Annotated in this window: 23 protein-coding genes and 1 pseudogene; 19 read left to right on the top strand and 5 right to left on the bottom strand. The window is 65.0% G+C overall.

All coding sequences use genetic code 11. The features are described 5' to 3' along the window. Window positions 1-52 precede the first annotated feature (52 nt). Entirely contained in the window at window positions 53-610 is a 558-nt protein-coding gene (locus F1643_RS06350; protein WP_136703600.1) for a 3-phenylpropionate/cinnamic acid dioxygenase subunit beta, read from the bottom strand. A 52-nt stretch (window positions 611-662) separates the two neighbouring features. Continuing rightward, the gene (locus tag F1643_RS06345) at window positions 663-2,036 is read right to left on the bottom strand and encodes an aromatic ring-hydroxylating dioxygenase subunit alpha (protein ID WP_085084346.1); all 1,374 of its coding nucleotides are present in this window, start codon (window positions 2,034-2,036) and stop codon (window positions 663-665) included. 581 nt (window positions 2,037-2,617) lie between these two features. On the opposite strand from F1643_RS06345, the gene F1643_RS06340 reads away from it, so the two are divergent. After that, window positions 2,618-3,265 carry a TetR/AcrR family transcriptional regulator gene (locus F1643_RS06340; protein ID WP_136703602.1) on the top strand — a complete coding sequence of 216 codons (648 nt, stop codon included), beginning with the start codon at window positions 2,618-2,620 and terminating at the stop codon, window positions 3,263-3,265. A 46-nt stretch (window positions 3,266-3,311) separates the two neighbouring features. Continuing rightward, window positions 3,312-4,061 (top strand): SDR family NAD(P)-dependent oxidoreductase, encoded by a 750-nt coding sequence (locus F1643_RS06335; RefSeq protein WP_206692371.1) that lies wholly within the window; start codon window positions 3,312-3,314, stop codon window positions 4,059-4,061. A 40-nt stretch (window positions 4,062-4,101) separates the two neighbouring features. Here F1643_RS06335 and F1643_RS06330 read toward each other — a convergent pair whose 3' ends face one another. Further along, complete coding sequence (locus F1643_RS06330; protein WP_194911872.1) at window positions 4,102-4,881, bottom strand: SDR family oxidoreductase; 780 nt, start codon at window positions 4,879-4,881, stop codon at window positions 4,102-4,104. Window positions 4,882-4,895: 14 nt separating this feature from the next. Beyond that, a complete protein-coding gene (locus tag F1643_RS06325; protein WP_206692370.1) occupies window positions 4,896-5,291 on the bottom strand; it encodes a VOC family protein in 396 nt (131 codons plus the stop codon). 516 nt (window positions 5,292-5,807) lie between these two features. On the opposite strand from F1643_RS06325, the gene F1643_RS24505 reads away from it, so the two are divergent. The 13 genes and pseudogenes from F1643_RS24505 to F1643_RS06265 all read left to right on the top strand — a co-directional run bounded on the left by F1643_RS24505 (window position 5,808) and on the right by F1643_RS06265 (window position 18,746). Then, the gene (locus tag F1643_RS24505) at window positions 5,808-7,064 is read left to right on the top strand and encodes a cytochrome P450 (protein ID WP_206692369.1); all 1,257 of its coding nucleotides are present in this window, start codon (window positions 5,808-5,810) and stop codon (window positions 7,062-7,064) included. Between the two features lie 146 nt (window positions 7,065-7,210). Next, entirely contained in the window at window positions 7,211-7,444 is a 234-nt protein-coding gene (locus tag F1643_RS06315; protein WP_085084356.1) for a ferredoxin, read from the top strand. A 140-nt stretch (window positions 7,445-7,584) separates the two neighbouring features. Continuing rightward, a complete protein-coding gene (locus F1643_RS06310; protein ID WP_194911868.1) occupies window positions 7,585-8,943 on the top strand; it encodes an MFS transporter in 1,359 nt (452 codons plus the stop codon). A gap of 58 nt (window positions 8,944-9,001) precedes the next feature. Then, window positions 9,002-9,916 (top strand): VOC family protein, encoded by a 915-nt coding sequence (locus F1643_RS06305; protein ID WP_194911865.1) that lies wholly within the window; start codon window positions 9,002-9,004, stop codon window positions 9,914-9,916. A 170-nt stretch (window positions 9,917-10,086) separates the two neighbouring features. Beyond that, the gene (locus F1643_RS06300; RefSeq protein ID WP_255542481.1) at window positions 10,087-11,460 is read left to right on the top strand and encodes an aromatic ring-hydroxylating dioxygenase subunit alpha; all 1,374 of its coding nucleotides are present in this window, start codon (window positions 10,087-10,089) and stop codon (window positions 11,458-11,460) included. 64 nt (window positions 11,461-11,524) lie between these two features. Then, window positions 11,525-12,094, top strand: a complete 570-nt coding sequence (locus tag F1643_RS06295; RefSeq protein ID WP_194911860.1) for a 3-phenylpropionate/cinnamic acid dioxygenase subunit beta — start codon at window positions 11,525-11,527, stop codon at window positions 12,092-12,094. A 190-nt stretch (window positions 12,095-12,284) separates the two neighbouring features. After that, the gene (locus F1643_RS06290) at window positions 12,285-13,592 is read left to right on the top strand and encodes an amidohydrolase family protein (RefSeq protein WP_194911858.1); all 1,308 of its coding nucleotides are present in this window, start codon (window positions 12,285-12,287) and stop codon (window positions 13,590-13,592) included. Between the two features lie 97 nt (window positions 13,593-13,689). After that, window positions 13,690-14,460 (top strand): SDR family oxidoreductase, encoded by a 771-nt coding sequence (locus tag F1643_RS06285; RefSeq protein WP_167393197.1) that lies wholly within the window; start codon window positions 13,690-13,692, stop codon window positions 14,458-14,460. Window positions 14,461-14,506: 46 nt separating this feature from the next. Further along, window positions 14,507-14,902 carry a dihydroneopterin aldolase gene (locus F1643_RS06280; protein ID WP_167393198.1) on the top strand — a complete coding sequence of 132 codons (396 nt, stop codon included), beginning with the start codon at window positions 14,507-14,509 and terminating at the stop codon, window positions 14,900-14,902. Window positions 14,903-15,097: 195 nt separating this feature from the next. Further along, window positions 15,098-16,720, top strand: coding sequence for an ATP-dependent acyl-CoA ligase (locus F1643_RS06275; RefSeq protein ID WP_085084371.1), 1,623 nt, complete (start codon window positions 15,098-15,100; stop codon window positions 16,718-16,720). 43 nt (window positions 16,721-16,763) lie between these two features. Then, window positions 16,764-17,516: pseudogene (locus tag F1643_RS06270) on the top strand (fumarylacetoacetate hydrolase family protein); the annotation flags it as partial. Between the two features lie 34 nt (window positions 17,517-17,550). Then, complete coding sequence (locus F1643_RS24500; protein ID WP_370540496.1) at window positions 17,551-17,745, top strand: fumarylacetoacetate hydrolase family protein; 195 nt, start codon at window positions 17,551-17,553, stop codon at window positions 17,743-17,745. A gap of 38 nt (window positions 17,746-17,783) precedes the next feature. Further along, window positions 17,784-18,746, top strand: coding sequence for a lactoylglutathione lyase (locus F1643_RS06265; protein WP_085084375.1), 963 nt, complete (start codon window positions 17,784-17,786; stop codon window positions 18,744-18,746). Window positions 18,747-18,790: 44 nt separating this feature from the next. Here F1643_RS06265 and F1643_RS06260 read toward each other — a convergent pair whose 3' ends face one another. Continuing rightward, window positions 18,791-19,528: a TetR/AcrR family transcriptional regulator gene (locus tag F1643_RS06260; protein WP_085084377.1), complete on the bottom strand. Its 738-nt coding sequence runs from the start codon at window positions 19,526-19,528 to the stop codon at window positions 18,791-18,793. A 234-nt stretch (window positions 19,529-19,762) separates the two neighbouring features. Here F1643_RS06260 and F1643_RS06255 point away from each other — a divergent pair, with 234 nt between their 5' ends. From F1643_RS06255 to F1643_RS06240, 4 genes are all read left to right on the top strand, one after another. Further along, window positions 19,763-21,394, top strand: a complete 1,632-nt coding sequence (locus F1643_RS06255; RefSeq protein WP_370540495.1) for a DUF1302 domain-containing protein — start codon at window positions 19,763-19,765, stop codon at window positions 21,392-21,394. Between the two features lie 93 nt (window positions 21,395-21,487). Beyond that, window positions 21,488-22,138 (top strand): YCF48-related protein, encoded by a 651-nt coding sequence (locus F1643_RS06250; RefSeq protein WP_194911854.1) that lies wholly within the window; start codon window positions 21,488-21,490, stop codon window positions 22,136-22,138. After that, the gene (locus tag F1643_RS06245) at window positions 22,071-22,544 is read left to right on the top strand and encodes a hypothetical protein (RefSeq protein WP_194912154.1); all 474 of its coding nucleotides are present in this window, start codon (window positions 22,071-22,073) and stop codon (window positions 22,542-22,544) included. Before F1643_RS06250 ends, F1643_RS06245 begins: the two co-directional genes overlap by 68 nt. Window positions 22,545-22,608: 64 nt before the next feature. Beyond that, the gene (locus tag F1643_RS06240) at window positions 22,609-25,077 is read left to right on the top strand and encodes an RND family transporter (protein WP_211106790.1); all 2,469 of its coding nucleotides are present in this window, start codon (window positions 22,609-22,611) and stop codon (window positions 25,075-25,077) included. Window positions 25,078-25,190 lie beyond the last annotated feature (113 nt).

The raw sequence follows: 25,190 nt of genomic DNA, 5'->3' as shown, positions 1-25,190 counted from the left end.
GTGACGGTCCTTCCGACGGAGATTTTAAAAAATGGGACGAGGCTTGAGCCGATCAGAGGAAGACGCCGAGGTTCGGCATGCCGAGCGCGCTCTGGTCGAGGATGATCTCGCGGCGGGCCAGCTTGAAGCTTCCATCGACGCGGCGGACGAGGTCGCGGCGTTCGGCGCTCATCAGGTCGAACTGGTCGGCGTCGTAGCGGCTGCGGGTCATCAGGATGTAGCTCGACACCTCGAACTCGTCCGGGTTGGCCGTGCCGCTGACCAGAAGGTTGGTGATCAGGCGGCGGCAGCGTGAGGGCGGGTCTTCGGCATAGGCGCTCCGAGTGTTCATCAGACGCGCCACCCGCAGCTTGAGCGAGCCGATATCCTCTTCGAAGTGGAACATCGTGCGGACGATGGTCTTGTCGAATTCATGGGTCGGTCGGGTTTGCCGGAGCGGGGCGGTGTAGAGGATGTCCTCGGCCAGCAGGCCCACCCAGTCGTTCAGGCGGATCTGGTCGAGCAGCGCCGCTTCCTTGAACAGGAAGGTCTGCACCTCGTTGTAGACGGGGGAACCGATGGCGACGGGGTTGTCGAACCCCGCGATCGTGACGGTGGCGGAAGCGGTCATGGAGCCCATCCTTGATGGTCGGTCGATGCATGGGGCGGGAAGGCGGAGAGGGTCACCCGGCGTTCAGCATCAGGTCCCGCCATTGCAGCCACCAGTTCCACTGGGTGTCGTCCTTGGTGAAGCCTTCGTAGACTTCGGCCGGGCCGACCCACCAGGACGGGCGTTCCGGGTTGTGGATCGCCTGATACTTCAGCGTGATGTTGCGCGCCTGGGCGCCCTTGGCCAGAACCGCCTGATCGAGCCAGGGATCGGAATCGTCCTGCTCGATCATGCCCGACGTGCCGAGCATGCGGACGCCCATCTTCCGCATGGCGTCCTTCATCTCCTGCGGCGTGTCCTTTTCCGCCAGCAGCCAGTTGACGAACTCCATCTTGTCGACGCCGCGCGGCATGTAGGTGTGCACCGCGAACAGGCCGAGTGGCTTGCCGCCGGGCTGTGGCACATAGACATGTTCGATGATCAGGTTCGGGAAGATGTTGCCGACCTGGGGCGGCTGAAGCAGCAGCTGCTCGATCTGCTCCGTGCTCAGATGCCGCTCAAGCTCGGGGGCCATCGACGGGATGATGCCCGGCGGGGCGAGAATCTCCAGCCGTTCCGCCAGCGACAGGCTGGTGTCCTTGAGGGCGGCGCCGCGCTCGAACTTCTGCGCCATCGGCATGCAGCGCAGCGAATGGCCCAGCTTCGAGGTGACTTCGACGCCCAGCATGGAGGAGGTCAGGTCGCCGCTGCCGAACCCGGCGAGCTGGCCGAGCCACTCGTGCAGGGTGTAGGCGTGGAAGCCGTCCGACGCCGACTGTTCGGAGGCCGACTTCCAGTTGGCGCGCAGGACGAAGCGCTGCGGCGGACCCAGCGCCTCCAGCCCCTTGTCGGTGCGGTCGAACAGCATGTCGAAGTACCATTTCATCTCGCCGAGGAACTCGTCGAGCGAGGGGCCGTCGATGTTCCAGGTCGCGAAGATGAGGCCGCCATAGAGGGTGACGCGGGCCTTCTTCAGGCTTAGCTGCTTCTTGTCCAGAAGTTTGCCGTGCATCGTCTCGCCGCCGACCGGCGAGCCGATGAACGCGCCGTCCGGGCGGAAGGCCCAGCCATGATACGGGCAGCGGTGCGTCGGAGCGTTGCCGGCATCGGAACGGCACACCCGCATGGCACGGTGCGGACAGACGTTGAGGGTGACATGGATCTCACCGTCGCGGTCGCGCGCCACCAGGACCGAATCCTCGCCCAGCGCGCGGATCATGAAATCGTTGGGGTTCGGAATCTCGCTTTCATGGCCGAGGAGCTGCCACACCTTGCCGAAGATCCGCTCCATTTCGATCTGGTGGAGTTCCGCATCGGCCAGGGTTCGGACACGGACTTCCCGCGTGTCGACATCGATCAGGTCTTCGATGCGGGTGCCGTCCGACAGGCGCCTCTCAAAACTGCTCATTGACGTTCCTCCAGAATGTTCGATTTTCTCGTTGCCTGTCCCGGTTCTCAATCGACGGGCCGGGGCCTGTGGCCGGCAAAACGGCACCCCCGACAGGCATGGGGACGCAGCGCGCCGAACCCCTTGATCCAGGTGCGCAAACCGTCGGGCAGCCGATTCCCCGGCCCGAGGACAGGCGATCTCCGCTGCTGGTTTTTGATGCCCTGCCCACGCGGAAGCGCAGCCCCTGTGGCGCTCGACGTTTCCGCAAGGGAATTCAGTCAGGAACGAGGATCATCACCGTCCACGCGCCGTCTCCCTGGCTCGCCCCCGTTTTCCGTGCCGGATGGGGATCGATTTATTGAACACATTTCGATATTATGTTCAAAATGTTGGCGCGGTCAACAATGACCACAGCGGATGAAGGGGAGTTTCCTGCGACATTCTGGCGCATCCAGGCACGTGCGCCCACTGCCCCGCGCGTTGACGGAATCCCCGGCGACGGCGTTCCGCCTTGTCTTCTTGGACCCAGTCCAAAGGAGGCGTGATTTTCTGGCGTTCTTCAGGACGATGGGATAACCGATTGCATGGGAAGCGAATCAATGCCGGCGGTGGATGTGACGCACTCTCGCCCGGAACACGGCAAGCGGGAAACCCTCAAGCGGCTTTTGGCCGTGTCACGGCGGGAGTTCGCCGCCAAAGGCCTTGCGGGCGCGCGCGTCGATGTGATCGCGCAACAGGCTGGTGTCACCAAACAGCTCGTCTACCATTATTTCGGATCGAAGGAGGCGCTGTTCGCCAACGTCCTCGACGAGTCGTCCTTCGATGTCATGTCGGAGCTTCTTGCGCTGGACATCGATGACCTGCAACCGCCGGACGCCATTCTGTTTTTCCTGGACGCGATCTTCACGCGGTACAAGACCGACAAATGTCTCGGCTCTCTCGCCCAGGAGGGCATCCGCTATCACGAGAACCACAGCACACCCGCAAACAAGTTCATCGGGATGGCTCCGGCGCTGGTCGCCAAGCTGGACCTTGTTCTCAAGCGAGGGGCTCGACGGGGCGATTTCCAGCCCGGCATCGATGCCCGCCTGTTCCTTGCAACGGCGGCGCTGATCACGTCGGGCGGCTTCACCAACCGCTATTCGGTTTCATCCATCGTCGGATTCTGCACGACCTCCGAGGAGGGAATGGCGGCGTGGCACCGTCACGCCGCCGACTTCATCATGGCGGCGATCCGCGCCCGTTAACGGCGTGCCGCGCGACACATCGACAGGAGACAACATGAGTGGTCGTTTGACAGGGAAAGTCGCGCTGATCACCGGAACCGGTGGCGGTCAGGGACGGGAGGCGGCGCTGCGCTTCGCGGCGGAAGGGGCGATGGTGGTCGGCTGCGACATCGACGCCGCGGCGAACGAACGGACGATCGCGCTCGTCCGCGACGCCGGCGGGCGGATGGGCGGAACGGCGCCGGTCGATCTGGGCGATCCGGACGACGCGCGGCGCTGGGTCGAGCGGGCGGCCGACGAGCATGGCCGGATCGACATCCTCTACAACAACGCGTCGGCCGCCCGGTTCGGCACGGTCGCCGAGCTTTCGGTCGAGGACTGGCGTTTCACCATCCGCAACGAGTTGGACCTGGTTTTCCACACCACCAAATTCGCTTGGCCGTTCCTGGCGGGGCAGGGCGGCGTGATCATCAACATCGCCTCGGTCGCCGGGTGGGGCGGCAGCGCCCATGCCGGTCTCGTCGCGCATGCCGCGACCAAGGGGGCGGTGGTGGCGCTCACCCGGCAGCTTGCGCTCGAAGGGGCGCCCAAGGGGATCCGCGCCGTCAGCATCAGCCCCGGCTTCATCCTGACGCCCGGAACGGCCAAGGTGCTGGAAAATCCGGCCGTCCTGAAGGGGATCCTCGACCACATCCCGTTGAACCGGCCCGGCCAGCCGGTCGAGGTCGTCGGGTTGGCGCTGTTTCTCGCGTCCGACGATGCGTCCTACATCACGGGGGCCGATTTCGTCGTGGACGGTGGAATGATGGCGACCTGACCATGGCGCGCCCCGACCTGCTCGGGGCGTCCGTTCCCGCTCAGAACAGCCCGCCGTAGGCGCCGCCGTCCATCTGGAGGCTCTGGCCGGTGATGTAGCCGGCGTGGACGGAGCACAGGAACGCGCAGGCCGCGCCGAATTCTTCCGGCCGGCCGAGGCGCCGGGCCGGGATCTCGCGGATGATGCGCTCCCTTGCCTCGCCGTCCGTGATGGACTTGGCGCGGGCGAGCCGTTGCGTCATGAAGCGGATGCGGTCGGTGTCGAATTTTTCCGGCATCAGGCTGTTGATGGTCACGTTGTCGCGCGCCACGTCGCGGGACAACGCCTTGCTGAAGGCGGTCAGCCCGGCGCGTGCCGCCGCCGACTGGCCCATCGCCGCCTGGGGCGATTTGACCATCGCCGACGTGATGTTGACGATCCGCCCGAAACCCCGCGCCCGCATGCCGGGCAGCACGGCGCGGATCAGCAGCGTTCCAGCCAGCATGTTGCTTTCCAGCGCCGCCATCCAGGCGGCGTGATCCCAATCCTCGAGCGTGCCCGGCGCGGGGCCGGCGTTGTTGTTGACGAGGATGTCCGGCTCCGGACAGGCGGCCAGCAGCGCCGCGCGCCCGGCGTCGGTCGCGACGTCGGCCAGGACGGTGCGGGGGCGCTGGCCGGTGGCGGCGCAAATCTCGTCCTCGGCGCTGGACAGGTGGGCTTCGGTCAGGCCGTTGATCACGAGCTGGACGCCTTCCCGGCCCAACGCCAGCGCGCACGCCCGGCCGAGACCGCGGGAGGAGGCGCAGACGATCGCCCGTCGTCCGGACAGGCCAAGATCCATGGGGTCGAACCTCTCTATCTTGCGGGTGCCGGTTCCGAAGGATCGAAATCGATCTCCACCTCGACACCGTTCGGATCTAGGAAAAAAAGCTGCCACGTGCGGAAGGGCTTCGGCGCGCGGACGAGCCGGTGAGCGATGCCTCGGGAGCCGATCCACTCAACCGTACCGATCAGATCCTTTCCCCAAAACGCCATGTGGTCCAGCACGCCCCTGCGAGGGGTCGGCATGTCCGCCTCGCGAACTTCGATCACGTGGAGCAGCGCCTTGCCGTTGGCGTAGAGCCACAGGCCGGGGACCGGAAAGTCGGGCCGAGGGCCCGAAACCAGTCCCAGGCCTTGATAGAAATCGCGTGTCGCGGGCAGGTCCGCGGTCACGATCGTGAAGTGGTCCATGGTCTGGATGATGGACATGCCCAAACCCTCTTGTCCGTTGATGTCGGGATTTTTCCCGGTTTTCAGGGCGAAAGCGGAGGCTGGCGCCCGTCGGCCGGCTTAACCATTCCGAGAACGTCGCGGAAAAAACGAGCGGCATGGCACAGCGTCAGGCCGCATCGGCGATGCAGGATGCCTCCCTGTTCATCGCCTTGATCGACAACGTGATGATGGAGACGAACCGTAGTCAGCGGCTTTGGTCGTGTCAATGTCAGACTATTGTTCTGATTATAGAATTTTCTGATGCCCCTGGGAGAGTTCGATGACGACGAAGCAGCCTGTCACGCTGCTCGTCCGGCTGCGACCGGGGCGTGCAACCACACTTCGCGCGTGGTCATTGCTCAAGTCCTGAATGTTTACCGCACAAACTAAACGGTTGACGACGACGTTGCCTAATGTTAGACATCAATACACTTTATGTCTAAAAAACATCCCACCCAAAAAACAGGCAGGCAGGAAACTATGCCCACGCAGAATCTGGAAAAACGGACAAACGTGTCATCCGACGTCAGCGCCGCGTTTTCCAGCGTGAGCGCCAGTTTCGCGGTCGGGCTGGACGACCCCTATCCCTTGTATCGGGAGCTTCGGCAGACCTCTCCGGTCATGGAGGGGGATCTGATGGCGAAATTCGGCGTTCCCTCTGTCCATGGCGGAATGGAGGATCGCCCGGCCTTCACCCTGTTCCGCTACGCGGACGCGATGGCCGTTTTGCGCGATTCCGCGACCTATTCCAATTCCCTGATCGGGAAAGGGCTGGCGCCGCTCGTCGGCGACTTCGCGCTCACCGCCATGGACGGGGAGGAGCACCGCAAGATGCGGGGGCTGCTTCAGCCCTGTTTTTCCCACGACATTCTGAAGAAGTGGAAAGAGGAGCTTCTCGCTCCGGTCATCCGCAACCAGCTCGTCGCTCCGCTGGCCAAGCGCGGCGGCTGTGACCTGATCGACGATTTCGGCATCGCCTTCCCGATCCGTGTGGTCTACGAGGTTCTCGGCGTGATGACGGATCCCGAGACGGCCGAACAATATTCCTCCTGGGGCCTCCAGATCCTGGCGTCCTTGCGGAATTTGAAGGATCCCGACGTCCGCAAGAACGCGATGGAGCTGTCGCAGAAGCTCTACGACGCGATCCGGGCGACTGTGGAACACCGCCGCGCAGCCGGGGCCACCGGCCACGATCTCATCAGCAGCCTGATCCGGGCCGAGTTCGAGGGGCGTCGGCTGAACGACCACGAGGTCACGAATTTCGTCCGCATGCTGATGCCGGCGGCGACCGAAACCACGACGCGGACCTTCGGCAGCCTGATGGTTCTGCTGCTGGAGCGTCCGGCGCTTCTGGAGCGGGTTCGCCGCGACCGTAGCCTGTTGATGCGCGCCATCGACGAGGCGGTGCGTTTCGAGCCGGTCGCCTCCTGGAAGAACCGGCTGGTGACGCGCGACGTCGAGATTCGCGGCGTCAAGATTCCCGCCGGCTCCTTCCTGTCGATCGCGGTCGGTTCGGCCAACCGCGACGAGGACGTCTTCACCGACAGCGAGACCTTCAATATCGACCGGCCGACCAAGCTGTCCTTCGGCTTCGGCTTCGGGCCGCACATGTGCCTGGGCCTGTTCCTGGCGAAGGCCGAGATCGAGGTCGCCGTGAACGCCATCCTGGATATGTGCCCGAACATCCGCTTCGATCCGGACAAGCCGGCCGCCAAGATCCGCGGCATGCATCTGCGCGGTCCGGACAGCGTTCATGTGACCTGGGGCTGATCACTTTCAGGGCTTCGCCGCCGCCGGCCGACCGGCGCGACCGTGCGAAAGACAGGATCGTGGCGATGACGCCGGCCGCCTTCGGGACGGTCCAGGCGCCCCATGCCTGAGGAAACCACCAAAGAAAGAGGCAAGGAGAGTTGGTTATGACGACCGATGTTGCTGCGCAGAAATCCACCCTTCGCGTGGTTGCCGATCGCGGCTCGTGCTGCGGCTATGGGGTGTGCGCGGAGATCTGCCCGGAGGTCTACAAGTTGGACGAGGCCGGCCTGATCGTTCTCGACAGCGATCTGGTGCCGCCCGGACTGGAGGAGAAGGCGAGGGAAGGGGCTGAATCCTGCCCGCAGGCCGCGCTGCGTCTCGAACTGATCGAGGTTTGACGGCACCGCCGCTTCTGACCGGGGACGCAAAGGCCGGGGCTGCAAGCGTCCCGTCCTTTGTTGCCCTTCCTTCGTTGGATGCCCCATTCCCGACCGAACGCAACCGAGGGCTGTTTCCAAGCCCCGGAAGGAGCCGTTCCATGGCCGCCACATCCCGTGCCGAACGCTGGAAACTGGCCTGTCTGGCAAGCCTCAGCCTGCCGCTGGCGATGCTCGGATTGCCGCTGGTCGTGACCCTGCCGGAATATTACAGCAACGCCTTGGGCCTCGACCTTGCCGGCGTCGGCATGATCGTCATGGCGGGCCGCATCTTCGACATCATCCTGGATCCGTTTCTCGGCGGCTTGATGGACCGCACGCGCTCGCGCTGGGGTCGGTTCAAGCCTTGGCTGTTTGTCGGCGCTCCCCTGTTGATTCTGTCCACGGCGATGCTGTTCTTCGCCCGGCCCGGGGTCGGGCTTCTCTATCTGGGCGTCTGGCTGTTCCTCGTGTATGTCGGCTGGTCGATCCTGTCCCTCGTGCAACTCGCCATGGCCGCCGGCCTGGGCAGCGGAGTCGCGGATCGTGCCCGGGTTTACGGGTCCTTGCAGGCCGCCTTCTTTCTCGGCATCGCCCTGGTGCTGACGCTGCCGCTGTTCCTTGGCAAGAACCACGCGAACGACGCGGCGGCCACGGTGACGTCGATGGGCTGGCTGATCATCGGCGTCACCATCCCGGCAAGCGTCCTGGTCGCGACGCTGCTTCCCAACGGCTTGCCGCGGTCCGCGCCGCATTCCGGCATCCAGGCCATCGGGGCGGTGATCGGACGGAAGTCGGTCTTCCGGCTGGTCGCCGCCGACCTGCTGTTCGGGCTGGGCTTCGGGTTGGCATCGACGCTGATGATCTTCTATTTCACCGGCGTGAAGCACATCGACCGCAGCGCCATCGGCCTTTTGTTGATCGGTCAGATGCTGACGGGCATCGCGGCGACGCCGCTGATCACCCGGCTGGCGCGCGCGGTGGGCAAACGGGTGGCGCTGTCCTTGTGCGGCGTGGTCGCGGCGGCGGTCTGTCCGTTCCTGCTGCTGCTGCCGGAAGGCGACGTGACGGTCGCGGCGCTGGCGATGGCGGCCTGGGGCGTCCCCTATGGCGGGGTGGTGCTGCTGCCGCGCGCCATGATGGCCGATGCGGCGGACGAGGTCCGCCTGAGCACGAACGCCGACCACACCGGCATGCTGTTCGCGCTGCTCATCAGCAGTTGGAAGATGGGGGCGGCGCTGTCGGTCGGGCTGTCCTTCGTGGCGCTGGACCTGATCGGCTTCAGACCGGCGCTGGGGACGGGGAACACGGCGGAGGCCCTGCTGGGGTTGAAAGGGCTGTTCGCCGGCCTTCCGGCCTTCCTGTTCCTCGCCGGAACGCTCTTCGCCTGGGCCAATCCGCTGACCGAAGCCGCCTATCTCGAAATCCGCGGCCTGCTGGAAGCGCGCGAGCGTGCCGAACGGACCGCCGCGTCGGCGTGAGGCACGGCGCACCGGGGCGCCGCTTGAGAAAAACACTCCGATCAAGGGAGCTGAAAACATGGACATCATCGGTATCGGCTATGTCGGGCTTGAATCGCCGAACATCGACGCGTGGCGCGACTACGGGCCGAACGTGCTGGGGTTGGGCGTCCGCCCGGCCCGCGAGGAGGATCCGCAGTCGCTTTATCTGCGGATGGACGACCGCTGCCACCGGATCGCCATCCACCCCGGTCCCATCGATCGCCTGACCTACATCGGCTGGGAGGCGCAGGGGCGCCTGGCCTTCAACGCGGCGGTCGACACGCTCCAGGCCGAGGGCGTGGAGTTCAGCCGGGGCGACGACGCGCTGTGCAGGCTGCGGGGCGTCCGCGAGCTGGTGCGCTTCACGGATCCGGTCGGTTTCCAGCACGAGCTGTTCTACGCGCAGAAATGGGATCCCCATTCCTTCGTGCCGGGCATTCACGGCCGGCGCTTCATCGCCGACGAGCGCGGCCTCGGCCACGTGGTTCTGATCACGCCGGAATACACCGCCGAACTGGAGGATTTCCTGATCCGGGTCATGGGATTCCACTGGTACGGGTCGGGCGCCGGCAAGGGCAGGACCGGGTTCTTCCGCTCGAAGCTGAACAGCAAGACCAGCCACGACATCGCCTATGGGCTGCGGCCGGGCTACAGGGGGTTGCAGCACATCGGCATGTTCATGGCGACGCTGCGGGATGTCGGCCAGACGTACGACATCGTGCGCAAGCGCGACCTTCCGATGCAGATGACGCTGGGCCAGCACACCCAGGACCCGCACGTGTCGTTCTACCACTTCACGCCGTCGGGCTTCGCCGTCGAATGCATCGCGGAGTTCGAGCCGTGGCCGGGCGACCCGTTCGAGCTGAACTGCGATCGGTTGAGCCTGTGGGGGCACGAGATGGTCGGCCCGATCCTTGGTCCCAGCGTCCGCCCGGTCGAGGATTTCGCCTGAGGCGGGACGCGGGCCGATGCGCGACGGATGCCCGGAATTGTTGGTGCTTTCAGCAGTTACGAGCTTGCATTTTTTGAACACTTATGGCATTTATGTCTAGCAATAGACGGGACGCACAGCGTGGTGCGCGAATGCCAACTGGTTGGAGGAGCGCGGAAGTGACAGACGTGATGACGCGAACGAAGGATCGTCTTGCCGATGGAACGCGGATCGACGAACTGATCGACGTGGAAAGGCGGGAGGTTCAGATCCGGACGCTGTCCGATCACGAGCTTTACGACCTGGAAATGGAGCGCATCTTCGGCAAGGCCTGGCTGCTGCTGGGCCATGAGACGGAGATTCCCAATCCCAACGACTTCGTGCTGCGGTCGATGGGCGAGGATCAGGTCATCGTCGCCCGTGCCCGCGACGGTGAGATCCATGTCTCGCTGAACGTCTGCCCGCACCGCGGCATGCGGGTCTGCCGTTCCGATTCCGGCAACCTGCCGGTCCACCGCTGCGTCTATCACGGCTGGGCCTTCCGCCCGGACGGTGCGTTCATCGGCTCGCCGGTGGAACGCGAGAAGATGCACGGCGAGATCCGGACTAAGGCCGAACTGTCGTTGAAGAAGGCGCGGGTGACGGTCTATGGCGGTCTGATCTTCGCGACCTGGGACCAGGACGGCCCGTCGTTCGAGGAGTTCCTCGGCGACATGAAGTGGTATTACGACATGCTGTTCTGCCGCACCGACAGGGGGTTGGAGGTGCTGGGGCCGCCGCAGCGCTTCGTCCTCGACGCGAACTGGAAGGCGGCCTCGGAACAATCGGCGTCGGACGGCTTCCACACGCTGACCCTGCACCAGTGGCTGGGCGAGATCGCCGGCTTCGGCAACGGCGACCTGACCACCTCGATGTATGGGGTGGAGGTGACGTCGCGGCTCGGTCACTCGCTGCGCTGCACGCATCTGGCCAAGAAGTTCGAGCAGGTCGCCGGCACCCGCGCGTCGGAGCTGACGGTCGAGGAGCGTCTGGCGATGTTCCCGCCGCCGGGCATCAGCAAGGAGATGGTTCCGGAGCTGATGCGCAATCTGAAGCCCGACCAGCTGAAGCTGCTGACCACCACCCCGCCGCAGGTCGGCAACCTCTTCCCCAACATGCTGATCGCCTTCGTCTATGTTCCGCAGGCGGACGGCACGGTGCTGGGATTGATCGCGGTCCACGCCTATGTGCCGCGCGGTCCGGGCCGGATGGAGTTCGTCAACTGGCTCCTGGCCGAGAAGGACACGCCGGAGCCTCTCAAGCAGGCCATGCTGCGCGAGTCGATCCACATGTTCGGCACCTCGGGCATGATCGAGCAGGACGATTCCGACACGTGGCCGGAAATGACCCAAGTGGCGCGCGGATCGCAGAGCCGGAAGGTCACGCTGAAGTATCAGGCGATCAACACGGTCGGCCGACCGGCCGATTGGCCCGGCCCGGCGGAAGCCTATGACGGCTTCACCAAGGACGACACCCAGTGGAACTGGTGGCTGGCCTACCGCGACCACATGGTCAGCGCCGACTGACGCCGCTCGAGCCTGTCAACGGACAGGCCGATCAAAGGACAGGCCGCTCAAGGGAGAACCGCTTATGACTGGGAACACCGCCGTCGCCACGGCGACGGCCGATGCCGGAACGGCCCGCCGCGTTCCGGTCGGCTCCGCCATCTACAACGGGATCGTCGAATTCCTGTACGACGAGGCGTCGTTGCTCGACCAGATCGATCTGGTCGCGTGGGGCAAGACGCTGGCAACCGATCTGATCTACACGGTGCCGCTGCGGCAGACGATGCCGCTGTCGCAGCAGGCGGCGAGCATCGTCCGCACCACCGCGCATTACCACGACGATCACCGGTCGATCAGCACGCGCATCGCCCGCCTGACCCGGACCAAAAGCGCCTGGGCCGAGGACCCCCCCTCGCGCACCCGCCGTCTGGTGACGAACATCCGCGTGACCGAAACCGCGCAAGCGGATGAGTTCGCGGTCTCCAGCTACCTGCTGATGACCCGCAGCCGCTGCGAGAGTCCGGATTATCACCTGCTCAGCGGCGAGCGCCGCGACGTGGTGCGCAAGACCGACGATGGCTTCAAGCTGGCGCGGCGCGAGGTGATCCTGGAACAGTCCGTGCTCGGCATGCCGAACCTCGCCGTCTTTCTCTGAGGCGCGAGCCGGCTTCCGAAAGCGGTTTTTTGAAAGCACAGGCGGAAGCGCGTCCGGAACCGCCTCCCGCCGCACCAGCGGTGCGCTCGACCTGCCGACGGTTCGGCCGGGCTGCCCCGCCGTTCCGGTCCGACGATTGTCCGCACCCAGGCGAAACGCCTGCCCCATACCCTGCTTCGAGGAGCGCCCAATGACTCGCGATGACATGATTCTTGTCAGCGTCGATGACCACGTGATCGAGCCGCCCAACGCCTTTGCCCGCCATATGCCGGCCCGCTTCAAGGGCCGCGAGCCGAAGACACAGCAGATCGGTGGCCGTGACGTCTGGATGTTCGAAGGCAAGGCCTGGGGCTACATGGGCCTGAATTCGGTCGTCGGCCGGCCGAAGGAAGAATATGGCATGGAGCCGCTGAGCTACGAGCACATGCGGCGCGGCACCTGGGACATCAAGGCGCGGGTCGAGGACATGGACGCCAACGGCGTGCTCGGCTCGATCTGCTTCCCGACCTTCCCCGGCTTCGCCGGCCAGAAGTTCCAGGCCCACCCCGACCGCGACATCGCGCTGGCCGCCATCCAGGCCTACAACGACTGGCACCTGCACGACTGGGCGAACGCCGCGCCCGGACGCTTCATCCCCCTGTGCCTGGTCCCGATGTGGGACATCCCGGCCGCCGTCGCCGAGGTCAAGCGCCTGAGCGCCCAGGGCGTTCATGCCATGAGCTTTTCCGACAACCCGGCGCTGCTCGGCTATCCGTCGATCCACGACGAATACTGGGATCCGCTGTGGAAGGTCTGCGCCGACAACCAGGTGGTCATCTGCTGTCACATCGGCACCGGCGCCCATGCGGAGCACGCCTCGGACCTGTCGCCGATCGACGCCTGGATCACGTCGATGCCGATCTCCATTTCCAACAGCGCCGCCGACTGGATCTGGGCGCCGATGTGGAAGAAATACCCGGACCTGAAAATGGCCCTGTCGGAGGGCGGCATCGGCTGGATCCCCTACCTGCTCGAACGCGCCGACTTCACCCACCGCCATCACAACGCCTGGACCGGGTCGAACTTCGAAGGGCAGATGCCGAGCGACATCTTCCGCAAGCACATCATCACCTGCTTCATCGAGGACCGCTTCGGGCTCGACAACCTGAAATACATCGGCGAGGACATGGTGACGTGGGAATGCGACTATCCGCATTCCGACTGCACCTGGCCGGAATCGGCGGACATCCTGTGGAACGACGTCAAGCATCTCCCGGAGGAGACGATCCACAAGATCACGCATCTGAACACGATGCGGGAGTTCTCCTACGACCCGTTCTCCATCCTGGGGCGCGAGAACTGCACGGTCGGTGCGCTCAAGGCCCGCGCCAAGCATGTGAACACCCTGCCGCTGCTCGGTCTCGGCGGCGCCAAGCCGGTGACGTCGGGCAAGGGGCCGGTGACGTCGGGGGACATCCAGAAGATGTTCCAGGCCGCCGCTGCGGAGTCGGCGCTCTGATCCGATAACGCTCCGGGCTGTGCGCGGTGGCGGCTTTTCCGGGCGATCGGGAAAGCCGGCGCCGCGCGGCCGTTGGCCCGTTTCCAGGAAGCGAGACGTGACGTTGCGCACCGTTCTCATCACCGGCGGGGCCCTGCGGGTCGGCCGGGAACTGTCTCTGCAACTGGCCGCCGATGGATGGCATGTGCTTGTCCACTGCCGGCGGTCCCGTGCCGAGGCCGACGCGGTCGTCCGCCTGATCGAACAGGGCGGCGGTGTCGCCGACGTGTTGTGCGCGGACCTGGAGCGGTTGGACGAGGTCGAGCGCTTGGCCGTCGATGCCGGGGAGGCGGCCACGCGGCGCGGGTCGCGCCTGACGGCGCTCATCAACAACGCGTCCCTGTTCGACTACGACACGCTGGATCGCATGACGGCCGACAGTTGGGGCCGCCACATCGACGTGAATCTGCGCGCCCCGATCTTCCTGACCCGGTGTTTCGCCGCCGCCGTGGCCGATGGCGACGACGGCTGCGTCATCAACATTCTCGACAACCGCATCGCGGCGCCGAACCCGGATTATTTTTCCTACGGCGTCGCCAAGCTCGGGCTGTCCGCCGCGACGGGAACCTTGGCATTGGCGCTGGCGCCCAGGCTGCGGGTGTGCGGAATCGCTCCCGGCATCACGTTGGTCAGCGGCGGCCAGACCGCCGAGGAGTTCAGGATGGCGCACCGGGCCAACCCGATGCGGCGTGGCTGCACGGTGGACCAGATCGCCATGGCCGTGCGCTTCATTCTCGGCGCGCCGTCGCTGACCGGCCAGACCATCGTGATCGACGGTGGGCAATCGCTGGCGAATCCCGGCCGGGACGTCGCGTTCCTCGCCGACTGACGACAAGGATGACGAGGCTATGGACCAAATTCCCGGAACCCGGCGCATGGCATCGGCGGAACCCTTCGCGATCCGGCGCCATACCCTGTCCCTGGTCGATTTCGAACTGTTGGCGTCGATCGGCGTCCACCCGTTCGAGAAGCGGAACCCGCAAAGGCTTTTGATCTCGGTGAGCCTCACCCTCGATCCGGCGCATCAGGTCCGCAACGACGACATCGTCACCGCCGTCGACTACGACTTTCTGCGGACCGGCATCCGTGCGCTGATCGAGAGCCGGCATTACCATCTTCAGGAAACCCTGGTTCACGACATTCTGGTGCTGTGTTCCGGCCGCCCGGAAATCACCGGCGCGGTCGTGTCGTCGCGGAAACCCGACGTCTATCCCGACTGCGCCAGCGTCGGATACGAGGCGGCGGCGGAATACCGCAGGGCAGGGGCTTAAGAAATTCTGAAATAAGAAGATAATTCCGAATACAGAAAATCTGTTGACAGACTGCTGGCATTCCAAGCATCTTGACGACACTGAACACCCCCCGTCCCCCATTCGTCCTACCGAGATGAGGGTGGACGTGGCGCAGCGCGCGTCTCCGCGCCCGCCTCTGGAAAGCCCCTCCATTCAAAGGACCGAAAGCCGCTCATGGGACCGATCGAAACCTGGAGCGTTGGAGAGCAGGACACGGTCATCGCCGCTCTCGACCGCGCCGTCGCCAAGCATCCGGACCGTATCCTTCTGGATTTCGGCGGGGAGATGCACAGCTATGGCGCGGTGGACCGGCTCAGCACCCGGTTCGCGCACGCGCTGGCCGGGCTGGGTGTGCGGGACGGTGATACGGTCGTCACCATGCTCGACAACAACATCGACGCGGTCGTCGCGTGGCTGGCGATCAACAAGCTCCGCGCCGTCAGCGTGCCGATCAACACGGCGCTGCGCGGCGCCTTCCTGCGCCACCAGATCCACGACGCCGGCGCCGCCATCGTCCTGTGCGAACCCGATTACCTGCCTCGCATCGCGGCGGTGGCCGGAGAACTGCCGGACGTCAAACTCATCCTGCAACGCGGAGCCGTGGACTCCGGCGTTCCCTGCGCGAAGCCGGTGCTGCCGCTCGACGCCCATCGGGGGACGGACGACACGCCCTTGGACCGGAAGCCGGAGCCAGGGGATCTCGCTTGCCTGATCTACACCTCCGGCACCACCGGCCCGTCCAAGGGCTGCATGCTCAGCTACAATTACATGTGCAACCTCGCGCGTCTCCAACTGCGGGCGGGGCCGGCGACGGCCGAGGACATCACCTTCACGCCGCTGCCGCTGTTCCATCTGAACGCGATTTCCGTCGGCATCATCTCCAACATCCTGGTCGGCGCGCGGGTCGCCATCGCGCCGCGCTTCTCGGTGTCGAACTTCTGGCCGGAAATCCGGCGGTCGGGCGCCACCATCGCGTCGATCCTGGGGTCGATGGGGCAGTTGATCGCGCAGGCCGACGACAGCGACGACATGCGCGCCTGTTTCGGCCAGATCCATACGGTGCGTGGCAACCCCTTCACCGAGGAGGTCAAGGAGATCTGGCGCACGCGTTTCGGCGCGCGACAGGTCGGCGGCAATGGGTACGGCCTGACGGAAGCCTCCGTGGTGACGTCGCTGCCTGGCGGGGCCTACGCGGCTCCCGGTTCGTCGGGCACCCGCATTCCCGATTTCGACGTCCGCATCGTCGATGACCAGGACCGCGAACTGCCGCCCGGCGTTCCGGGCGAGGTCATCATCAGGCCGCTGCGCCCCAACATCATGTTCATGGGGTATTGGCGCCGTCCGGAAGACACGCTGAAGATCATGCGGAACCTGTGGCTGCATTCCGGCGACATCGGCAAGTTCGACGCGGACGGCTTCTTCTACTTCGTCGATCGCAAGAAGGATTACCTGCGGCGGCGCGGCGAGAACATCTCCAGCTTCGAGATGGAAGCGGCCTTCTCCGCCCACCCCGACCTGCTGGAGGTGGCGGTGCATGCCGTCCCGTCGCCCAAGGGCGAGGACGACGTCAAGGTCACCGCGATCCGCCGACCAGACTCGGCGCTGACCGAAGAGGCGTTGTTCCACTGGTGCGTGGACAAGATCCCCTATTACGCCATCCCGCGCTACATCGAGTTCCGCAACGCGCTGCCGAAGAACCCGCAGGGGCGCGTGCTGAAGTATGAACTGCGCGACGATGGCAAGACGCCGGCAACCTGGGATTTGGAAGAGACCAACATCAAGGTCGCCAAGCGCTGAAGACGATCATTGACACCATGTCCGACGAACAGGGGCTGCACCCATGCGTCTGGTAACCTACACCCACAGCGGCATGAAGCCCCGCGCCGGCGCGCTGGTGGATGGGGACCGTTTCGTCCTCGACCTCGCTGGCGCCGACCGCGCCCTTTACGGCGGGGACAATGCTGATTTCTTGAGCCTGCTGGCACTGATCGAAGCCGGCGACGACGCGTTCGACCGCGCCGCCGACATCGTGAAGCGGGCCCCCGACGCCGCGTTGACGCCCCGTGCCGCCGTGGCGCTGCTGGCGCCGCTGCAACCGCCGCCGCAGATGCGCGACTGCATGTGCTTCGAAACCCATATCCGCCAGAGCTACGCGGCGGCCCGCCAGATTCGTGCGCGGGCCAAAGGCCAGGCACCGATGGAGACCGGAGAAAGCCCGCTGGAACAGCGGATTTTGAAGCTGTTCGACCAGCAGCCGCTGTACTACAAGGGCAACCGCTTCTCGGTCATCGGCACCGACCAGGACGTGTTGTGGCCATCCTATTCCAATGCACTCGATTTCGAGCTGGAGTTCGGCTGCTACATCAAGAGGGCCGCAAAGGACGTGCCGAAGGACAAGGCGCGTGACTTCATCTTCGGTTACACGATCTTCAACGATTTCAGCGCCCGCGACACCCAGTCGGTCGAAATGGCCGGGCAACTCGGCCCGGCGAAGAGCAAGGATTTCGACACCGGCAGCGCCATGGGGCCGTGTCTGGTGACGGCCGACGAGCTTTCCGACCCCTACGCGCTGGAGATGATTGCGCGGGTCGACGGTGAGGAATGGGGGTCGCGGCAACAGCGCCTCCATGCGCTGGACCTTCGAGGATCTCATCGCCTTCATCTCGCGCTCCGAAACCCTGCATCCGGGCGAATTCCTCGGGTCTGGAACGGTCGGCAACGGCTGCGGGCTGGAGCACCTGCGCTTCCTGAAACCCGGTAACATCGTGGAGCTCGAGGTCGAGGGCATCGGCCTCCTGCGCAACCGTGTTGTCCGGCCCTGAGGCGGGCGCCCGTCAGCGAACAGCACAAGGAACAGGTCATGTTTGAAATGCTTCTCAGCGGCGACCTGATGGTCCACGACCCGGACGACATGGCCGCGCGCATCGTCTCCAAGCTAGGTGTCCACGGCCATCCGAACTGGCGCCAAGGCTTCGGCAACCATCCCTATGTCGCCCATTTCCTGCGAGTCCACAAATCGTTGGCGGTGTCGCCTACACGAATCGAGCCGCAGGGCCATCTCGACCGGCCGAACCAGGGTGACCCCTTCTTCCCGGTGTTCCTGAAGAGCCTGGAGGAGTTCCAAGGGCCGTTCCGCCCGATCAAGACCCACGCGACGGTGCTCGTCGCCCGCGATTTCGGCGCGGTGGTCGAGCGGCTGGCGCGGCGCAAGGCGCCCTTCCGTCTGGCCCAGATCACTCCGGAAATGCCCTTCGACCGGCTCTGGGTCGGCTGCACGCCGGAGCGTCCCGGCTACGAACCATCGGTCGATGGCGGGCTGTGCATCGAGGTGATGCCGCTGGAGCCGTTGCAGATGCCGGCCGACACCTTTCTGACGCCGCCGCCGCTGCCGCGCGATCCCAAGCCGGGCGACATGGTGCGGGTTGTCAATCGGGGTTTCCTGGTGCGCGACCTTGACGACACGCTGCGCCGTCTGTCGGCCAATTTGAATTGGGAACCGATGGGGCCGGTCGAGACCCTGACGGCCAGCGGCTACCGTCGCGCCCGAATGGGATTCGCCCTGACGCACAGCGCGACATTCGATATCATCGAGCCGACCCGCTGGGACAGCGAAACCGGCCGCTACCTGCACAATTGGGGACCGGGCCCCTACCACATCCGCGTGTCGGTCACCGGGCTGGACGCCAAGGCCGAGGATTTGCGGGCGCGTGACACCCGCTTCACGCTGGATGAACATTCCGACGCGGTCGACGGCCCGCTGCTGCGCGTCGATCCGGCCGAGTTCGGCGGGGCGATCTTCGAATTCGTCGAGCACCGGAACTGAGCGCGCCGCCAAGGCGGCGCGCATCATTCCCTCCTATCAATCCCTCATCGGGGGCGGGGCCAGAGCGCGGTCACCATCCGTGTCGTCCGTTCCAGGAAGTCCTGATAATTGCCGGTGGACGGCACGATCAGTTCGCTCAGCATGTAGCGGATCAGCAACTCCGACAGCAGGTCGCGGTCCAGCGTCACGCCGGTTGCTGCCTCCCAGTCGGTGAAGGTGCTGTCCAACACATGCTGGGTGCGCTTGATCGACTGTTCGAAGTTCTGCCGGAAATCCTTGACCGAGAAGACCGGCTCGATCTCGAACAGGCGGCGGGCGTTGTCGGCGTTCAGATACACCCAGACGCAGCGCAGATAGGCGGCGAAGCGCTCGGACGGATCGACTGAGGATTCCAGGACCTCGCCGACCTTGCGTTCGAATTTCTCGCGCATGTGGCGGCTGAAGCCTTCGAGCAGTTCCTCCTTCGAACTGAAATAGCGATAGAAGGTGCCGCGCGCGATGTCCGCTTCCTCGCAGACAGCGCGCACCGAGAGTTCCGTCGAGCCTTCGCGCAAGACCATCTGTTCGATGGTTTCAAGAATCTTCTGAATGGTTTCGGCTGGTCTCGGGTCCCAGCGCTTTCCTCGAATGACCGGCATGCAATCGCCCTTTGGATTGAGACCTGACGCGGCGCGTGGCTGGCTGGCGCATCCGATGTCCGATGCGCCTAGCGAATGACGAGCGGCGACATCGATATCACCGCGCGAAGGGTATTGACAATCGGCTTGACGGATCGTCGGCATGCGACCTCACGACATGATAATTCTGAAATTAGAATATCATTCTTCCATCAAAAAAAGATTGTGAACGTTTTCGCCTCTGTTGTACAACATTGCTGATAGAACGGATTGTAGGTCTCTGGCAACAGTATCGACGCCGACGATTTCAAAAGCGTGAGCGGCGCGAGGCGCGAGGCGCGCACGACGCCGGGGACCTGGGTCAACAAGCAACAATGACTCGAAACCGACGGGGGGAACGTGACACATCCACAACGGTCCTGCACCTATGCCGGGCGGACAGCCGCCGGCCTTGGCGTTGCCATGCTGCTTCTGGGGGCGGCGAGCGCGAGTGCCTTTGAAATTCCCACCGACAACCCTGATCTGCGGATCCGCTTCGACAACACGGTCCGCTATAATCTGGGTGTCCGCGCCGAAGGCATCGATTCCCGCATCGCCAACAACCCGAACTACGACGAATCCGATCGCAAGTTCGGCCGTGGCGACGTCATCACCAACCGCCTGGACATCTTGTCGGAGTTCGACGTCGCCTTTCGCGAACGCTACGGCCTGCGGGTGACGGGGGCCTTCTGGTACGACAACGCCTATCATGACACCGACGTCAATCCGAATCCGGCCCTGCGCGGCTATGTCAGCGGTTACAACGGCAATCGCTACAACAGCGACGTGCGCCGTTATTATCGCGGCCCGTCGGGCGAACTGCTGGATGCCTTTGTGTATGGCCGCGTCGATGCCGGGACGGTGCCGGTCGATGTGAAGATCGGCCGCCACGTCATCTATTGGGGCGAAGGATTGTTGTTCGGCGCCCATGCCATCAGCTATTCCCAGGCGCCGCTCGACGGTCGCAAGGCAGTGTCCAGCCCCGGTATCGAGACCAAGGAGGTCTTCCTGCCGGTCGGCCAAGTGTCGGCCAAGGCGCAGTTGTCGCCAAACCTGTCGATCGCCGGCCAGTTCTTCCTGGAATGGGATCCGACGCGCGTTCCGGCGGGCGGAACCTATCTGGCGCCGGCCGACTTTCTGCTCGGCGACCGGCTGGCCGTCGGCGGGAATCGATCGATTCCCCGGATCGGCGATCTGGAGCCGCACAACATCGGCAATTGGGGCGTTAACGCCCGCTACAACATCGAATCCATCGATTCGACGGTCGGTGCCTATTACCGAGCGTTCGACGACTACACGCCGTGGGGACCGCAAACGCTGCCCACCGGCTACCGGTTCGTCTACGCCAAGGACACCAAGCTGATCGGCCTCAGCTTCAACACCATCGGCCTGGGCGGCGCCAGCATCGGTACGGAGGTGTCGTACCGTCACAATGCCGCGCTCAACAGCGCGTCGATCAGCGCGGTGGACAACCAGGGTGCGCGTGGAAACACGTGGCACGCGGTGGCCAACGCTGTTTGGCTGCTCGACAGCAGCCCGGTCTACGACACCGGCAACCTCGTCGTCGAACTAGCCTACAGCCGCCTGGGCGAGGTCACCCACAATGCCAGCCTATACAAGGGCAGGGGATATGGCGGCTGTGTCGGGCTGAGCGCTGCCGACGGCTGTTCGACGCGCGATTACGTGGGCATCGCGGCGAACTTCACGCCGCAATGGCTCCAGGTCTTTCCGTCCACCGATCTCGACCTGCCGATGACGATCAATTACGGCCTGCGCGGGAACGCGCCCACCGCCGGCGGCGGCAACGAGGGCGTGCTGACCTGGTCGGTTGGCGCCAAGCTGACCTACCAACAACGTCACGAAGTGACCCTGCGCTACACCGATCAGCACGCTGACGGCAAATACGCCAACAACGCGCTGATTGGCGGCAACGGAAGCCCGCAGTTGAACGATCGCGGCTACGTGTCGCTCACCTACAAGACGTCCTTCTGAGAACGTGCGCGGACGCGCGTCGATATGGACCGGCAACGGTGGAGGTTGGGAATGAAATCGGCACGAGCACGGGCCTTGTCATGGACGCTCGGCATGACCCTTGCGGCGATGCTTCCGCAGGCGGCCGTGTCGGCAGCCTTCCAGGATCCCCTCGACGTTCCGGCGGCGGTCGACGTCGCGAGCCTGACATCACGAATCTTCGCGGTGGCCGGCGGACCGGAGCGGCTGTTCGCGGTGGGTGCGCAGGGGACGATCCTGGCGTCGGACGACCAGGGTGCGCGATGGGAGCAAATCCCGTCTCCTGTCAGCTCCGATCTGACCGCCATCACCTTCGCGACCAAGGCCGATGGGTTCATCGTCGGTCATGACAGCGTGTTGATGCGCAGCCGCGACGGCGGCCGGAGCTGGACCCGGCAGTTCGATGTCCGGACGCTGAACCAAGCCATGCTCGACCACTACCGCAAGCTTCCGGCCGGGGAAGCGGACGGCGAGGCGATCCGCCAATGGATCGCGGAGCTGGAACAGCGCGTCGCCAGCGGTGCGCCGCTTCCCTTCTTCGACGTGTGGTTCGCCGATTCCCGGCTGGGTTTCGCAATCGGGGCCTTCAACCTGCTGCTCGTCACTGAAGATGGCGGCGAGCACTGGACCCCCTGGATGGAACGGACGGAAAACCCGCGTGGCGCCCATCTCTACGCGGTGCGCGGAAACGCCTGGACCGGACGGCGAGGTCTACATCGCCGGTGAACTCGGTCTTCTGATGCGGTTTGACCGGGCGTCGCGGCGCTTCGTCGCGGTCCCGACGCCCTATGAGGGCACGTATTTCTCGATGGCGGTCGATGGCGACACGCTGGTGGTGGCGGGGCTGCGCGGCAACGCATTCCTCAGCCGCGACCGGGGACGGGCCTGGACCCGACTCGACACTCGCACGACGGCGTCCATCGCGGCGGTCTCCCAGATGGAGGGCGGACGCTTCGCCCTGCTGGCGCAGAACGGCGGTGTTCTGGTGGCCGACCGCGACGGCAGGATCACTCCGGCGGGGGCGCCCCTAGGGCGATCGTCCTATGCGCTGGCGGTCGCCGCCGGCGGAGCGGTCGCCATCGGCACCGACGCTGGCGTGAAGCGGGTCGCCGGCGCGGCACCGACTCCCTGAACGGGGCATCGGCCCTCCGCACCAAATTCGCAAAGGAAAGCCTGTGGCAGCGCAAGCACAAGACATGGCACCGATGCCGGTGATCGGCGATCCGGCCCAGTTCGACCGCCGGTCGGGAAATCTGGTCGAGCGCGCGGTGTTCAACAACCGCGCCCTGTTCGTCGCGCTGTGCGCCCTGGTTACGGCGCTGTTCGCGTGGCAAGCCTACGGCCTGCGCCTGAACGCCAGCTACGAGAAGGTCATCCCGACCGCGCATCCCTACATCGGGAACTACCAGACCTACCGCGCGGACCTGCCAAACCTCGGCAACACGGTCCGCATTGTGGTGGAGAACACGCGCGGCGATATCTTTGACCCGGCCTATCTCAAGGATCTGCAACGGATCAACGACACCGTCTATTTGATGCCGGGCGTTGATCGATCCTGGATGAAATCGCTGTGGATGCCAATCGTCCGCTGGCGCGAGGTGACGGAAACCGGGATCAACGGCGGGCCGGTGATGCCCGCCGACTACAGCGGTTCGCCCGAGAGCATCGCCAAGCTGCGCCAGAACCTGGCGCGCGCTGGGGTGATGGGTTCGCTGGTCGCCAACGACCTGAAATCGACGATGATCGTGGTGCCGCTGCTCGGCGACGACCCGAAGACCGGTGAGCAGCTCGACTACCGCGCCTTCTCGCGCGCGCTGGAGGACAAGGTCCGGGCCCTGCAGAATGACGGAACGCGGGTTCACATCGTCGGCTTCGCGAAGCTGATCGGCGATCTGATCGACGGCGTCGCCGAAGTGATGGGCTATTTCGCTGTCTCGGTCGCCATCGCGGCGGTTATCATCTTCCTCTACAACCGCTGCATCCGCAGCACGGTGGTCGTGCTGGCCTGTTCGATGGTCGCGGTGGTGTGGCAACTGGGGGCGATCACCGCGCTCGGTTATTCGCTGAACCCTTACTCGGTGCTGGTGCCGTTCCTGGTCTTCGCCATCGGCGTTTCGCATGGCGCGCAGAAGATGAACGGCATCATGCAGGATGTCGGGCGGGGCACGCACCGCTATGTCGCCGCGCGCTTCACCTTCCGGCGGCTGTTCCTGGCCGGGTTCACCGCCCTGCTCGCCGACGTCGTCGGCTTCGCGGTGCTACTGGTAATCGATATTCCGGTTATCAAGGAACTGGCCCTGATGGCGAGCCTCGGCGTCGGCATGCTGATCATGACCAACCTGCTGCTGCTGCCGGTGATCCTGTCCTATTCCGGTGTCGGCGCCGCTGCCGCCCAGCGCAGCCTGCGCGAGGACTCGAAGGTCCATGAAAGCAGCGGCAAGGGGTTCTGGGAGTGGCTGGTGCGCTTCACCGACCGGCGCTGGGCGGCAGGCACGCTGGCGGCGGCGCTGGCGTTGACCGTCGCCGGCTACGCCGTCAGCCTAAACCTAAAGATCGGCGATCTCGATCCCGGCGCTCCTGAACTGCGTGCCAATTCCCGATACAACAAAGACAACGCCTACATCACGTCCCACTACAACCTGTCCAGCGATCAGTTGGCGGTCATCGTGGTGACGCCGGTGGAGGGCTGCCGGATGTTCCCGACTTTGGTCGACATTGGCCGGCTGGAGCGCAAGCTCGCCCAGTTGCCGGGCGTCCAGCGGGTCGAATCGTTGGCGGGAACGACGGCGATGATCACCTCGGCGTTGTTCGAGGCCGGCGGCAAATGGACGACCATCAGCCGCGACCAGACCATCACCGACAATGCGATGAGCGCCGCAATCGCGGTCGACCCCTCGGCGGTCAACGCCAACTGCTCGGTGACGCCGGTCGTCGCCTATCTGTCCGACCACAAGGCCGAAACGCTGGAGCGCGCGATCAAGGCGGTCGAGGACTTCGCCGCCACCCACAACCGCGACGGCGTGTCGTTCCTGCCGGTGGCCGGCAGCGCCGGCATCGAGGCGGTAACCAACATCGTCGTGCACGACGCCAACCGGATCATGCTGCTCTACGTCTACGCGGCCGTGCTGGTGCTGTGCTTCGTCACCTTCCGCAGCTGGCGGGCGGTGGTCGTGGCGGTGGTGCCGCTGGTGATGACCTCGGTGCTGTGCGAGGCGCTGATGGTCGTGCTGGGCATCGGGGTGAAGGTGGCGACGTTGCCAGTGGTGGCGCTCGGCGTCGGCATCGGCGTCGATTACGCGCTGTATTTGCTGAGCGTCCAGATTGCTCTTCAGCGCGCCGGGCTGCCCTTGGCCGAGGCGTACCGCCGGGCGTTGCGCTTCACCGGTCGGGTGGTCGGGCTGATCGGCGTGACTCTGGCCGCCGGGGTCGGCGTCTGGGCCTTGTCGCCGATCAAGTTCCAGGCCGACATGGGCATCCTGCTGACCTTCATGTTCCTGTGGAACATGGTCGGGGCGCTGGTGCTGATCCCGGCGCTCTCGCATTTCCTGATGCGTGGGAAGAAGGAGCGGGACGAGACCGCGCGCCGGGCGGCTGCCGCCAAGACCACCAAGACCGAAGGCGCCGCCGTGTTGCGCTCGGACGAAGCATCCGCCGGAGCCGACTGATCGGTCGGCGGCGCTATGAAACGGGCATCGCGGGGTGAGGAAAGCAAGGCTGACGGACAACGATTTCGCCGGACCGGCCGCCACGTACCAACCGCGCCAGAACAATCAAGACA

The sequence above is a fragment of the Azospirillum sp. INR13 genome (assembly GCF_015390205.1).
Taxonomy (GTDB): Bacteria; Pseudomonadota; Alphaproteobacteria; order Azospirillales; family Azospirillaceae; genus Azospirillum.
This window is presented reverse-complemented; position numbering and strand designations above follow the sequence as displayed.

Coding starts and splice junctions, on each gene's coding strand:
- F1643_RS06305 (WP_194911865.1), top strand. CDS start 9,002: ATGGACATCATCGGTATCGGCTATGTCGGGCTTGAATCGCCGAACATC.
- F1643_RS06345 (WP_085084346.1), bottom strand. CDS start 2,036: ATGAGCAGTTTTGAGAGGCGCCTGTCGGACGGCACCCGCATCGAAGAC.
- F1643_RS24500 (WP_370540496.1), top strand. CDS start 17,551: ATGCGCTGGACCTTCGAGGATCTCATCGCCTTCATCTCGCGCTCCGAA.
- F1643_RS06350 (WP_136703600.1), bottom strand. CDS start 610: ATGACCGCTTCCGCCACCGTCACGATCGCGGGGTTCGACAACCCCGTC.
- F1643_RS06310 (WP_194911868.1), top strand. CDS start 7,585: ATGGCCGCCACATCCCGTGCCGAACGCTGGAAACTGGCCTGTCTGGCA.
- F1643_RS06250 (WP_194911854.1), top strand. CDS start 21,488: ATGACCCTTGCGGCGATGCTTCCGCAGGCGGCCGTGTCGGCAGCCTTC.
- F1643_RS06290 (WP_194911858.1), top strand. CDS start 12,285: ATGACTCGCGATGACATGATTCTTGTCAGCGTCGATGACCACGTGATC.
- F1643_RS06330 (WP_194911872.1), bottom strand. CDS start 4,881: ATGGATCTTGGCCTGTCCGGACGACGGGCGATCGTCTGCGCCTCCTCC.
- F1643_RS06325 (WP_206692370.1), bottom strand. CDS start 5,291: ATGTCCATCATCCAGACCATGGACCACTTCACGATCGTGACCGCGGAC.
- F1643_RS06315 (WP_085084356.1), top strand. CDS start 7,211: ATGACGACCGATGTTGCTGCGCAGAAATCCACCCTTCGCGTGGTTGCC.
- F1643_RS06295 (WP_194911860.1), top strand. CDS start 11,525: ATGACTGGGAACACCGCCGTCGCCACGGCGACGGCCGATGCCGGAACG.
- F1643_RS06300 (WP_255542481.1), top strand. CDS start 10,087: ATGACGCGAACGAAGGATCGTCTTGCCGATGGAACGCGGATCGACGAA.
- F1643_RS06280 (WP_167393198.1), top strand. CDS start 14,507: ATGGCATCGGCGGAACCCTTCGCGATCCGGCGCCATACCCTGTCCCTG.
- F1643_RS06240 (WP_211106790.1), top strand. CDS start 22,609: ATGGCACCGATGCCGGTGATCGGCGATCCGGCCCAGTTCGACCGCCGG.
- F1643_RS06265 (WP_085084375.1), top strand. CDS start 17,784: ATGTTTGAAATGCTTCTCAGCGGCGACCTGATGGTCCACGACCCGGAC.
- F1643_RS06275 (WP_085084371.1), top strand. CDS start 15,098: ATGGGACCGATCGAAACCTGGAGCGTTGGAGAGCAGGACACGGTCATC.
- F1643_RS06260 (WP_085084377.1), bottom strand. CDS start 19,528: ATGCCGACGATCCGTCAAGCCGATTGTCAATACCCTTCGCGCGGTGAT.
- F1643_RS06340 (WP_136703602.1), top strand. CDS start 2,618: ATGCCGGCGGTGGATGTGACGCACTCTCGCCCGGAACACGGCAAGCGG.